At 69.3% G+C, this 11731-nt stretch carries 10 protein-coding genes; 3 read left to right on the plus strand and 7 right to left on the minus strand.

The annotated features are described in order from the left end of the window. Nucleotides 1-3 precede the first annotated feature (3 nt). The 3 genes from EYW49_RS07560 to EYW49_RS07570 form a co-directional block, all read right to left on the minus strand. Complete coding sequence (locus EYW49_RS07560) at nucleotides 4-909, minus strand: ABC transporter permease (RefSeq protein ID WP_131307828.1); 906 nt, start codon at nucleotides 907-909, stop codon at nucleotides 4-6. Next, entirely contained in the window at nucleotides 896-1894 is a 999-nt protein-coding gene (locus EYW49_RS07565) for an ABC transporter permease (protein WP_131307830.1), read from the minus strand. The genes EYW49_RS07560 and EYW49_RS07565 overlap by 14 nt, the downstream gene beginning before the upstream one ends. A 61-nt stretch (nucleotides 1895-1955) precedes the next feature. After that, nucleotides 1956-3545, minus strand: a complete 1590-nt coding sequence (locus EYW49_RS07570) for an ABC transporter substrate-binding protein (RefSeq protein WP_131307832.1) — start codon at nucleotides 3543-3545, stop codon at nucleotides 1956-1958. A gap of 1340 nt (nucleotides 3546-4885) precedes the next feature. On the opposite strand from EYW49_RS07570, the gene EYW49_RS07575 reads away from it, so the two are divergent. Both EYW49_RS07575 and EYW49_RS07580 read left to right on the plus strand, forming a co-directional pair. Next, nucleotides 4886-5611: a RibD family protein gene (locus tag EYW49_RS07575; RefSeq protein WP_131307834.1), complete on the plus strand. Its 726-nt coding sequence runs from the start codon at nucleotides 4886-4888 to the stop codon at nucleotides 5609-5611. Further along, nucleotides 5598-6173 (plus strand): cytochrome b, encoded by a 576-nt coding sequence (locus EYW49_RS07580; RefSeq protein ID WP_131307836.1) that lies wholly within the window; start codon nucleotides 5598-5600, stop codon nucleotides 6171-6173. Before EYW49_RS07575 ends, EYW49_RS07580 begins: the two co-directional genes overlap by 14 nt. 9 nt (nucleotides 6174-6182) lie before the next feature. Here EYW49_RS07580 and EYW49_RS07585 read toward each other — a convergent pair whose 3' ends face one another. The 4 genes from EYW49_RS07585 to EYW49_RS07600 are packed head-to-tail and all read right to left on the minus strand — an operon-like array spanning nucleotide 6183 to nucleotide 9470. After that, nucleotides 6183-7019 carry a class I SAM-dependent methyltransferase gene (locus EYW49_RS07585; protein WP_131307838.1) on the minus strand — a complete coding sequence of 279 codons (837 nt, stop codon included), beginning with the start codon at nucleotides 7017-7019 and terminating at the stop codon, nucleotides 6183-6185. Continuing rightward, a complete protein-coding gene (locus EYW49_RS07590; RefSeq protein WP_131307840.1) occupies nucleotides 7016-8062 on the minus strand; it encodes a glycosyltransferase family 4 protein in 1047 nt (348 codons plus the stop codon). Before EYW49_RS07590 ends, EYW49_RS07585 begins: the two co-directional genes overlap by 4 nt. Nucleotides 8063-8072: 10 nt before the next feature. Next, a complete protein-coding gene (locus EYW49_RS07595) occupies nucleotides 8073-8474 on the minus strand; it encodes a 6-pyruvoyl trahydropterin synthase family protein (protein WP_131307842.1) in 402 nt (133 codons plus the stop codon). 9 nt (nucleotides 8475-8483) lie between these two features. After that, complete coding sequence (locus EYW49_RS07600; protein ID WP_131307844.1) at nucleotides 8484-9470, minus strand: zinc-dependent alcohol dehydrogenase; 987 nt, start codon at nucleotides 9468-9470, stop codon at nucleotides 8484-8486. Between the two features lie 150 nt (nucleotides 9471-9620). Between EYW49_RS07600 and mdoH the strand changes: the two genes are divergently transcribed. Next, the gene (gene mdoH, locus EYW49_RS07605) at nucleotides 9621-11435 is read left to right on the plus strand and encodes a glucans biosynthesis glucosyltransferase MdoH (protein ID WP_131307846.1); all 1815 of its coding nucleotides are present in this window, start codon (nucleotides 9621-9623) and stop codon (nucleotides 11433-11435) included. Nucleotides 11436-11731: the final 296 nt, after the last annotated feature.

Consider the following 11731-nt stretch of genomic DNA (forward strand, 5'->3'; position numbering starts at 1 on the left):
GGCTCAGCGATCCTCGAGCCGGGGGTTCAGCGCATCGTTGAGTGCGTCGCCGACCAGATTGAGCGCCAATACGGTGACGACGATCGCCGCGCCGGGCAACGCCGTCAGGTACCAGGCGGTGCGCAACTGCTCGCGCCCGGAGCCGATCATGGCGCCCCAACTGACCACGTCGGGATCGCCCATGCCGAGGAAGGACAGTGCGCTCTCCAGGAGGATCGCCGAGGCGACCATCACCGAGCCGGTGACGATGATCGCCGGCAGGGCGTTGGGCAGGATTTCGCGCAGTACGATGTGGCTGGCCGAATGACCGACCGAACGGGCGGCGAGGACGAAGTCGCGCCGGCGCAGTGAGCGGAACTCGGCCCGGACCAGTCGCGCGACCGTCGGCCACGAGACGATGCCGATGGCGAGCGCCACCCAGACCGCCTTGGGCGGCACGATCGCCACCAGCACCACCAGGAAGATGAACGACGGGATCGTCTGGAACAGTTCGGTGAGCCGCACCAGCAGATCGTCGACGAGGCCGCCGCGATAGCCGGCGACCGCGCCGATCGCCGTGCCGACCAGCGTCCCGACCAGCGCCGCGACGAAGCCGACCAGCAGCGACGCCCGCGCCCCGTGGACGATGCCGGCGGCGACGTCGCGGCCGAGACTGTCGGTGCCGAGCGGATGGGCGAGCGCGACGAAGGGACGGACGAAGGGTTCGGCCACCATGTCGAGCGGATCGCCGGGAAACAGCACGGGGGCGAAGGCGGCGAGGCCGATCACCGTGCCGAGAATCGCGAAGCCGAGCCAAGCCGTCGGATTGACCGCCAGCCGGCCGAGGGTGCGGCGCAGCCGCGGCGACAGGCGCAGCCGCGCGCCCCGCGGCACCGCCGCCGCACGACCGGCGTGCTCAGCCATGGCCATGGCCCTCGATGCGCGGGTCGAGCGCCGCGTGCAGCAGGTCGACCAGCACGTCGACCACCACCACCACCACCGACGACACCACCAGGATGCCGAGCAGCACCGAAAAGTCGCGTTTCATCACCGCCTCGAAGGCGAGACGGCCGAGGCCGGGCCAACTGAACACCGTCTCGATCACCATGGCGCCGCCGAGCAGCGACCCGACGTGCAGCCCGGCGACGGTGGTCACCGGCACCAATGCGTTGCGCAGCACGTGGCGCGTCGCCACGACGATCGGATGCAGGCCCTTGGCGGTGGCGGTGCGGACATAGTCCTGCCCCTGCACCTCGAGCATCGCGGCGCGGGTGAGACGGGCGTAGACCGCGACGAAGAAGGTCGACAGCGCCGCCGCCGGCAAGACCAGATGAGCGGCGACGTCCCATACCCGATCCCAACCGGTCAGGCCCGCGGCGATCGTCTGGCTGCCGCCGGAGGGCAACAGACCGAGGCCGACCGAGAAGATCAGGATCGCCATCAGCCCGGTCCAGAACCCCGGGACGGAATAGAACAGCAGGGTGACGACCGACAGGATGCGGTCCGGCCAGCGATTGACGAAACTCGCCATCACCGCGCCGAGTCCGATGCCGAGGACGACCGCGAAGCCGAGCGCCGAACCCATCAGCAGCAGCGTGTCCGGCAGCCGGGCCAGGATCAGGTCGGCGACCGGAACGTCCCAACGCGGCGACCGGCCGAGGCTGAAATGCGCGAGATTGGCGACGAAGCCGACGAATTGGGTCAGCACCGGCTGGTCGAGGCCGAAGCGGGCCCGCAGGATCGCCATGGTCTCGACTGTCGAGGTGCCGGATTCGCCGGCCATCACGTCGGCGGCGTCGCCCGGCGCCGCCTGCATCAGCAGGAAGGACACGACGACGACGCCGACCAGTGTCGGCACGGCGCGCAGCACCCCGCGCACCAGGGTCCACAGCAGACGGTTCAGGGTCCCGAGCATGGTTCTCCTTCCGCACGCCGACCGTGCCGCCCGTGGAGGGCCGCACGGCCGTCGACGGCGGTCAGACGAAGTGGACGTCGGCGAAGTTGGCGCGCGGCCCGTCGATGGTCAGGGTGTGACCGCGGACCGATTTCTTCGCCACCGTGTAGGAGTGATTGGACAGAAGGTTGAGCACCGGCAGTTCGTCCTGGACGATCTTCTGGAAATCGAACCACAATCGGCGCCGCTTGGCGGTGTCGGGCTCGACCGCCGCCGCCTCGAGCAGTCGGTCGACCTCCTGATTGGCGTAATGGGCGCCGTTGGAGAAGCCGAGACCCGGCCGGAAGTTCTTCGACCAGTAGACGCGCTGGACGCCGAGGGTCGGATCGAAGGCATTGCCGAGGTTCTCGATCTCGATGTCGAAGGCGCGGTCGCCGTAGACCGTCTTGACGTAGGTGGCGAAGTCGAGGTTCTGCACGGTGACTTCGATGCCGAGCCGGCCGAGAGCCTGCCGGACATAGGCGACGGCGCGGGAATTGGCGTCGGCGAAGGGGTTGTGCAGGGCGCGCAGCGAGAAGCGTTTGCCGTCGACCAGCGGGTGGCCGGCCTTGTCGAGGAGCTCCGCGGCTTTCTTCGGATCGTGGGCATAAGGCTGCAGCGAGCCGTCGTGGAAAGCCTCCAGCAGGGGCGTGATCGGCGTCGGCGAGACCACGCCCTGGCCGTACCAGGCGACCGCCAGCACCTGCTTCAGGTCGATCGCATGGGCGATCGCCCGGCGCACCTCGAGCTTGGCGAGGATCGGATTGTCGAGGTTGTAGACGAGCTGGCTCTGGTTGCCGAGATAGGCATAGCCGTCACTGACCACGTCGAGGGTGGGGCTCGCCTTCAGCGTCTCGATCTCCGAGCGGGGCACCGGCGTGTCACCGCCGATGTCGATCTCGCCGGCGGCGAAAGCCGCGGAGCGAGCGTTGGCGTCGGGGATGAAGCGGACGATGATCCGGTCGAGCCAGGGTTTCGGCGCATCCCAGTAGTTCGGATTGCGCTCCAGCACGATGTGGCTGCCCTTGACCCATTCCTTGAAGACGAAGGGGCCGGTGCCGATCGGCGCGGCGTTCGCCGGATTGGTGCCGATCTCCTGGCCTTCGTAGACGTGTTTGGCGACGATCGGCGACTCGGAGGCGGCGAAGGCGCCGAGAATGTAGGGGGCGGGCTTCGACAGGCGGAGGATCACCTTGAGCGGCGTCGGCGTCTCGACGTCGACGACATTGGCGAAGGTCGCACGGCCGCGCGGATGAACCTTCTTCAGCGTCAGGATCGAGAAGGCCACGTCGGCGGCGGTGAACGGCTTGCCGTCGTGCCAGGTGACGTTCGGGCGCAGGTCGAACTCGAGCGACAGGCCGTCGGCGCTCTGCGCCCAGGCGGTGGCGAGTTGCGGCACCGGATTGAACTTCAGATCGTAGGCGAGCAGACCCTCGTTGATCTTCGGACCGATGATGCCGGTGGTACCGAAGGTGTTGTCGATCGGGATCAGATTGGCGGATTCGGTCGCCATCACCAGGCGCAACGTCCCACCTCGGGTCGGCGCCGCGACGGCGGGTCCGAGTCCGGCCAGCGGCGCGAAGAAGGGAAGCGTCGCGAGCCCGGCGAAGGCCCGTCGAGTGATCGTCGGCATCAGAACTCTCCAACCGAAGGGGACATGCCGACGCCAGGAGACGACCGGCAGGAATGCAATATTAGGCACATCATGATTAGATCGATAGAAATTATATATTGTTTTTCTGGGGTGAACGAGGAAACGGTGCCCGTCGATCGCCATCGTCGCCCCTCCTGCGGGTGGTGCGAACCGCGCCCTTACGGCGTCGCTCACCACCTTCGTCGGACGGTCGTGGCGCCGGATCGCGGGTCCGTCGGAGATCGTCGTGCCCGCGCGATCGTCGAAATCGGTCGCGCAGCGTTCCGGCGCGGGCCCGCGCTCCGTTCGGTTCGATGCGCCGTTCTCGGGCGCGATCTTCCCTCTTTTCGGTGTGTTCGATCCCTGTTCCGATCCGAATCTCTCCCGGTTCCTCGCCGCAGGGAATTCTGTCCACAAGGCCATGAAACCGCTCGTGATTTCATCTCTCGGCGAAGCCGATCGGGGTTCGATCGGCGGGATTTCCCTGAAAACAGGGAGTTCCCGAGACCCGTTCGCGCCCGACTGCGCCCACCGCCACCAACCTTCTGATTTCACAGAGATCCCCATATCTGTCGGACCCCGCCAGATGGTGTGGGCCGGCCAGAGACTCGTGGCGCATCGCATCGTGCGGCCGGACCGCGAGACCCGGTCGGTGCCGAACGAAGCGCCCGACGGGTCCGAATATCTCGCGAAGTCTGTTCGGTGGTGCCATTCGCGCCGCGTTGGCCCGGCGATGCAGACCAGTCCCTGCCCCCGTGACGATTCCCAGAGCGCTGCGATGCCGACGCATCCGAACGAAGATCCCCGCCGGCGTGGCGGGGATCTTCAGATCGGCTCTTGCCGGGTCGAACGGACGGATCACCCGAATCCGAGCGCTCGTCGCTGCTCGGTCCCGTCCTTCGGCAGATCGGCGGTGATCGCGGGTCGTTGGGCCGAGAGTTCGATCGGCTGGCGACCCTCGAGAATTGCTGTCGTGATGTCCGGGCGACGAAGTCCTTCGACGGCACGATCGGGTCGGCGAGCTGGCCGGCTTCGATGCGCCCCTTGCGGCCCTCCTCGTCGGCGAACCACGGCCCCTTCGCGGTCCACATCCCGAGCGCCGTCTCGCGTTCGAGGCTGTCGGCGCGCGGGTATCCGTCGGAGCGGTTTCACAAACTCGGCAAAAACAGCCGAACCGACCGAGGAGAAGACGAGGAGCTTGACCGCCACCCGACCAACCCACCATCTTCGCGGCAGGGCGGTGCTCGGCGAAAAACCCGGGGCGGTGCTCGGCGGGAATCGACCCACAGGCATCGATCCATAGGCGACCGATCAACCGACGTTGAAACGTGGAGCTTCCCTTGGACCGTCTCGAAGGGCCGATCGACGAGCTCTCCACACTCTGTGGGCCCATCCACGGCCATGGGCGATCGCCCTTCGTGATCGCGCAACTCGGACAGTCGCTCGACGGGCGGATTGCCACGCCAACCGGAAAATCGAGATATATCAATGGCGCTTCCGGCCTGGATCACCTCCATCGCCTGCGCGCGCTGGCCGATGTGATCGTCGTCGGCGTCGGCACCGTCGTCGCCGACGATCCTCGGCTCACGACGCGACGGGTCGAGGGCCGCAGCCCGGCGCGGGCGGTCATCGACCGCACGGGCCGGTCGTCGCGCACCGCCAAATGGTTGCAGGACGACGGCTGTCCCCGAATCGTGTTCTCGGACGACCCGGGAGGATGGCCGGCGGAGGTCGAGCGCATCGGCTCGGACCACGACATCGGCACCTTCGAACCCGCGAACATCCTGGCCGCCCTGGTGGCGCGGGGGCACCGCACCATTCTGGTGGAGGGCGGCGCCTCGACGATTTCCCGCTTTCTCGATGCCGGATTGGTCGATCGCCTGCATGTCTGCGTGGCGCCGATCATTCTCGGCTCGGGTCAGCCGGGATTGACCCTGAAGCCCATCGACGAGCTCGACGAGGCGCTTCGCCCGTGGACCCGGACCCATCTTCTCGACGACGGCGATGTTCTCTACGATTGCGATCTGCGACGTCGAGCTCGAGGAGGATCCGATGTCGGTCTCTGACGCGCCCCAGGACACCCCCACCGTGCCGGACCGCTACGGTCGCGCCGCGCGGTGGCTGCACTGGGTGATCGCCGTCTTCGTGGCCTGCCTGATCCCGCTCGGTCTCGCCATGGTGGCGCGCGGCGCGGCGACGAACTTCGACGGGCTGACCGATAGACTCTACAGCGCCCACAAGCTGCTCGGCTTCGTAGTGCTCTGGCTGATGATCCTGCGGGTGGTCGTGCGGTTGCGCCGCGGCGCCCCACCGCCGCTCGCCACGCTCACCCCGCTGGAGCGCGTGGCCTCTCAAGTGGTCCACGTCGTGCTCTACGTCCTCCTGCTGGTCGTGCCCCTGCTCGGTTGGGCGGGGGTCTCGGCGTTTCCCGCCCTGAACGTGTTCGGACTGTTCGATCTGCCGGCCATCCTGCCGGCCGATCAGGCGATCGCCGCCGTGATCCTCGGGGCCCACAAGCTGCTGGCCCTCGGTCTCGGCCTCGTCGCGCTCGCACATGTCGCCGCGGCCCTGCGACATCGGTTCCTTAAGCGCGACGGTGTGATGCGGCGGATGTGGCCGCCGGACTGACGCAGGCGCTCAGACGTGCGCGAAGACGTCTCGATGCCCGATCGTGACGGCGTGGGCCTTGGCGTGGCCTTCGGCCCAGTCGACGAGCGCCTCGCGCAGCGCCGGATCGATCTCTCCGGCGGCGCGCGCGAAGCCGTCGGTCAGGGCGGCGATCAGGGCGGCGTCGGCCGGCAGCAGTCGCCAGGGACTGTCGCCGGACCAGGTGACATAGCCCCGGCGTTCACACAGACGCGCCAGCGTCTCGCCGGCGTCCGGTCCGAGCGCCGGCCCGAAGCCCTTGTCGCCGCCTTGATGGCGGTTGAACGCGGCGACCACCCGCTCGTCGAGCGGGCCCGGGGGGTCCCAATGCGCCGCGCCGTCGTAGTTCAGCACGGCGTGGATGGGCACATGCCGTTCGCTCAGTGCGTCGACGAGGCGCTCCAGCCAGTCGCGGGAGACGAGATCGAACAGCGCGGCGGCCGTGACCAGGTCGGCGCCGAGGTCGCCGAACGTCAGACGACACGTGGTCAGATCGGCGCAGTCGAAGCGCACGTCGATCCGACGGCCGTCCTTCTCCAACACGACACCGGTCGCGCTCCGACTCGAGCCGTCGGCCCAGTCGCAGAGCCGATGGCGCGCCGCCAGCAGCAGATCGGCATCGCCGTCGATCAGGTGCCAGGACTGGCGCGGCGGCAAGGATGCGGCGAGGGCGCGCAGGTTCGAGCCGGTTCCGCAGCCGAGATCGACGACGGTGAGCGACGCGCGGGACGCGAAGTGGCGGCGGACCCGTTCCGCGATGTCCGGGTTGCGGGACGCATGGTCGACCGGCTCGCGCAGGGCCAGCCACGCGGCGTCGAACCCGCTCACCGGCCCGCCTCCCGCAGGGGCTGCAGGATCGTGGCCGCGGTCTGCGCCCAGGTCGGCAGCGATTGCGCGTGGCGCCAGGCATGGTCGGCCAACTGCCGTCGGCGGTCCGGCCGGGTCAGCAGCGTCCGGATCGCTTCGGCGAGACCGTCGACATCGCCCGGCGTCGTCAGAACGGCCGCCTCGGGCGGCACGGTGTGCGGGATGGCGCCGGCGCGGGTCGCCACGATCGCCAAGCCATGGGCCAGTGCCTCGGCCAGGGCCATTCCGTAACCCTCGAACAGCGATGCCGAGACGTACAGGTCCGCCGCATCGAACTCCCGCGCCAGCGCCGCTTCCGAGATCGCCCCGGTGAGGACGATGCGGTCGCCGAGCCCGAGCGAAGCGATCCGTCGTTCGACGGCCCGGACCTCGTCGGCGTCGCGGTCGATCGGGCCGACGATGTGGCACGTCCAATCCAGCGCGGACAACCGGGCCAACGCCTCGACGAGCGCGCCATGGGCCTTGCGGGGAATCACCGCGCCGACGCTCAAGAGCCGCGCCGGCCGGCCGCTGCCGTGGGCGCGCGGGCGCCTGTCCGTTCCGGGCTCCGCGACGGTCACGCGGCCGGGCGCGACGCCATAGTCCTCCTCGACGATGCGGGCGGTCGACGCGCTGGTGGCGATCACCGCCACCGTCTCGGCCAGGGCGGCCCGCTCGCTGGCCAGGAGCGACGACCTCCGTCGGTCGTCCAGTCCGGTCTCCAGAGCCAGGGGATGATGCACCAGCGCCACGACCGGACGCCCCAGCCGACGCAGCAGGTCCGCCGGCAGCGCGCCGAGCGCGAGGCCGTCGATCAGCACCGGCCGGCCGGGCGGCAGCTCGTCGAGCCGTCGCGTGGCCGTGGCCAACTCGTCCGACGTGGGAAACGGAAATCCGCCCGGCAGGACGACATGGTCGAATGCGTGTCCGGCGGCGCGCCACTCGGCCATCACGCGCCGGTCATAGCCATAGCCGCCGGTGGCCAGTTCGATGTCACCGGGTATGGCGAAGGCGAACCCCGTCATGCGCGGCTCCTCAGGTCGGGCTGGCTTCGTAGCTGGCGCGAGCGAGATCGGTCTCGTGCAGGGTGACGCGGATCTTCGACAGGCCGCGACCGTCCTCCCCCAACGCGCCGGCGCGGGCCGCGGCGGCGAGAGCGTCGAAGACGTGTCTGGCGAGAAACTCGGTGGTCGTGAGCTGCCCCGCGAACACCGGCAGGGCGTCGAGGTTCTGGTAGGCGAGTGGCTTCAGGGTCGCCCCGAGCACGTCGAGCGCCGCGCCGATGTCGACGACGACGTTCTTCGACGTCAGAGTCTCGCGGTAGAACGCGACGTCGACCACATAGGTCGCGCCGTGCAGGCCCTGGGCGGGCCCGAAGAACGGATCGGGCAACGAATGAGCGATCATGATGCGATCGCGGACTTCGACACAGTACATGATGTTCCCCTATCCGTAGTCGAGAAGGACCGCCAACGCATCCTCGCCGCCGGTCAACAGCGCCGGCAGTCGGGACGGTGCCTCGGCGAACGGGACGACGTGCGTGATCAGTCGGTCGAGACGCGCATCGTCCAAGAGCGCCATCGCCTTGGCCAGCCGACGGGGGTGCGACCAGCGGGGCCGGCGCGACGGTGATACGTGGCCGACCTGCGAGCCTATCAATTGCAGGCGGCGGCTGTGGAAACCTTCCCCCAACGGGACGGTCGGCGCGCGGTCGCCGTACCAACTCATCTCGACGACCCGGGCCTCGAGACCGCCGGCCGCGAGCGCCGTCGCCAGCCCGTCGGCGGTCGCACTGGTGTGAAAGACGATGTCGGCATCATCCCGTACGGCCTGTGGCGCGGCAAAGGCGGCGCCGAAGGCCTGCGCCAGCGCCGCCCGGTCCGGCCGTACGTCGACCAGCGTGACATCGGCGCCCGGCAGGGCGGCGGCGAGGGCCGTCACCAGGAGGCCGACCACGCCGCCGCCGACGACGGTGATGCGATCGCCAGGGCCGGCGCCGGCATCCCACAGGGCGTTGAGGGCGGTCTCCATGTTCGCCGCCAGCGTTGCGCGCCGCGGCGGAATGTTCGCCGGCACCGGCATCGCCGACGCGATGGGCAGGACATAGACATCCTGATGCGGATGCAGCGCAAAGACGGTGCGACCGAGCCACGCCTCCGGCCCGGCCTCGACGATGCCGACGCTCTGGTAGCCATATTGGACCGGGAAGGGGAACTCGCCTTTCTGGAGGGGCGCCCGCATACGCCGGTATTCGCCGGCGGGCACCGCGCCTTCGAGCACGAGGCGCTCGGTGCCGCGGCTGACGGCGGACGCGAGCGCACGCACCGTCAACATGTCCGCCGCCATCGCGCCGGCCGAGCCGCGTCGCAGCTCGTACCGCCCCGGCGCCACGCACCACAGTTGCACCGCGGATCGTTCTGACGGTTCTGCCATCTCGGACCGCGCCTCACTGCCCTCGGGAGGCATCCATTTAGAGCAGCAGATCGCGGTTTGATATAGAAGCGACGTGAACCGCCGCTGCGTCGGCCGTGTAGAATGACCACGGCGCGTCGCCCGGACGCGTCGGCCACCGGATGGGCCGGCATGAACGAGACCGAGACGATCGCGGACGACCGCCTCATGGCCGCCGACGGTGCCGGCGGCAGGACGCCGACGGGCGTCCAGAGCACGCGCCAGCTCCGGCTGAGACGCGCGGTCGTCCTGCTCCTCAATGTGGCGACCTATGTCGGGCTCGTGGGGCTGTTCGCCCGGCTCCTGGCGCATGGTGGCTTCACGGCTCTCGACGCGCTCCTGCTCGTCGCCTTCTGCCTCTCGACGCCCTGGACGATCCTCGGCTTCTGGAATGCGCTGATCGGCCTGTGGCAACTGCACGGCGGCGGCGACGCGTCCCGGTCGGTCTACCCTTATGCGTGCCGGGCGGCCGAGGACGAACCGATCACCGCACGGGTCGCGGTGGTGATGGCGCTGCGCAACGAGGACCCTGAGCGCGCGTTCGCCCGCTTGCGAACCATGCGGGAGGATCTGGCGCGCAACGGTTGCGACGACGGGTTCGCCTGGTTCGTGCTGTCCGACACCACCCACGCCGACATCGCCGTGGCGGAGGAAGCGGCTTTCGCCGGTTGGCGCGCCACGCTCGGCCCGGAGGCACGGCTCCACTACCGCCGTCGCAGCGACAACGTGGGCTTCAAGGCCGGCAACATCCGCGATTTCCTGACACGCTGGGGCGACGACCACGACCTGATGCTGGTGCTCGACGCCGACAGCTTCCTCGGCGGGTCGAGCATCCTGCGCATGGTTCGGATCATGCAGGCCAATCCCATGCTCGGCATTCTGCAGAGCCTGGTCGTGGGTATGCCGTCGCGCTCGCCCTTCGCGCGCATCTTCCAGTTCGGCATGCGCCACGGCATGCGCTCCTACACCATGGGGGCGTCCTGGTGGGCCGGGGATTGCGGCCCCTATTGGGGCCACAACGCGGTGATCCGGATCGCGCCGTTCAAGGCGCATTGCGATCTGCCGCTGCTCCCGGGCAAAGGGCCGCTCGCCGGTCATGTCCTGTCGCACGACCAGATCGAGGCGGCGTTGATGCGCCGCGCCGGCTTCGAGGTGCGCGTGCTGCCGGAGGAGATCGACAGCTACGAGGAAAACCCGCCGCACATCGCCGAGTTCACCCGCCGCGACCTGCGTTGGTGCCAGGGCAACATGCAGTACCGGCGCCTGATCACCCTGCCCGGCCTGCTCGCGACGAGCCGGTTCCAGATCGCCTGGGCCATGCTGATGTATGTCGGTGCGCTCGCCTGGGTCGCCTTCATGATCCTGGCCGCGCTCGAGGTGTTCGACACCGGGACACCGGACGGACCATTCCCGGCGGTGCTCGCCACGACGCTGTTCGTCGTGACCTTCGTCATGAGTCTGGCGCCGAAGCTGGCGGGGCTCGTCGACGTGCTCTGTCGCGCCGGTGAACGGCAGCGCTATGGCGGCACACGACGGCTGCTGGGTGGAGCATTGCTGGAGTTCGTGTTCTCCGTGCTGCTGGGGCCGGTCGTGGCGTTCCGGGTCGCGATCTTCATGGTGGGTCTCATGTTCGGGCGCACCGTGACCTGGGACGCGCAGGCGCGCGACGCCGCGCGCCTGTCGTGGCGCACGGCCTTGTCCGGCCTCTGGCCGCAACTCCTGTTCGGGGGCGTGCTCGGCGGGCTGCTCCAGGCGCAGGCGCCTGCCGCCCTGATATGGGCGGCGCCCGTCCTGGCTGGCCTTCTCGGCGCCGTTCCCTTCGCCGTGCTGACCTCCGAACCCGCCTTTGGACGCACGCTGGCCCGTCTCGGTCTGTGCGCGACGCCCGAGGAAGTCCGGCCGTCGCCGTGTCTGGCGGCGTTGGACGAGGCGCAGAAGCGGTCATGAGGAAACGGGCCTCGGAGCTCGCCGCAAGGCGCGAAATTTCCCCGGATTTTCCCTGCGAGCAAGGAATTGTGGAGACCAATTCGGGCTCGACGGCGCCCGCCGCCACTCCCCCCTGCTGAAGGACCGTCGACCGCTCGGCCGTCGGGCGCAGCACCGCAATCGCAGCCCGCACGTCCGCAACCACGCTCCGAGCCCTCCGCCCGCGCCGGTCCGCGAGAATTGCTCGGCCCAGGCCCGGACGCGTTCGCCTCGTGCAGGGTCGAAGCGATGATCCGCCCCGGTCTCGACGCCGCCGC

The organism is Siculibacillus lacustris (genome assembly GCF_004328075.1).
In the GTDB taxonomy this organism is placed as follows: domain Bacteria; phylum Pseudomonadota; class Alphaproteobacteria; order Rhizobiales; family Ancalomicrobiaceae; genus Siculibacillus; species Siculibacillus lacustris.

What these genes read in the sequence shown, in the direction of transcription:
- EYW49_RS07560 (WP_131307828.1), bottom strand. Translation starts at nt 909, where the DNA reads ATGGCCATGGCTGAGCACGCCGGTCGTGCGGCGGCGGTGCCGCGGGGC.
- EYW49_RS07565 (WP_131307830.1), bottom strand. Translation starts at nt 1,894, where the DNA reads ATGCTCGGGACCCTGAACCGTCTGCTGTGGACCCTGGTGCGCGGGGTG.
- EYW49_RS07570 (WP_131307832.1), bottom strand. Translation starts at nt 3,545, where the DNA reads ATGCCGACGATCACTCGACGGGCCTTCGCCGGGCTCGCGACGCTTCCC.
- EYW49_RS07580 (WP_131307836.1), top strand. Translation starts at nt 5,598, where the DNA reads ATGTCGGTCTCTGACGCGCCCCAGGACACCCCCACCGTGCCGGACCGC.
- EYW49_RS07590 (WP_131307840.1), bottom strand. Translation starts at nt 8,062, where the DNA reads ATGACGGGGTTCGCCTTCGCCATACCCGGTGACATCGAACTGGCCACC.
- EYW49_RS07595 (WP_131307842.1), bottom strand. Translation starts at nt 8,474, where the DNA reads ATGTACTGTGTCGAAGTCCGCGATCGCATCATGATCGCTCATTCGTTG.
- EYW49_RS07600 (WP_131307844.1), bottom strand. Translation starts at nt 9,470, where the DNA reads ATGGCAGAACCGTCAGAACGATCCGCGGTGCAACTGTGGTGCGTGGCG.
- mdoH (WP_131307846.1), top strand. Translation starts at nt 9,621, where the DNA reads ATGAACGAGACCGAGACGATCGCGGACGACCGCCTCATGGCCGCCGAC.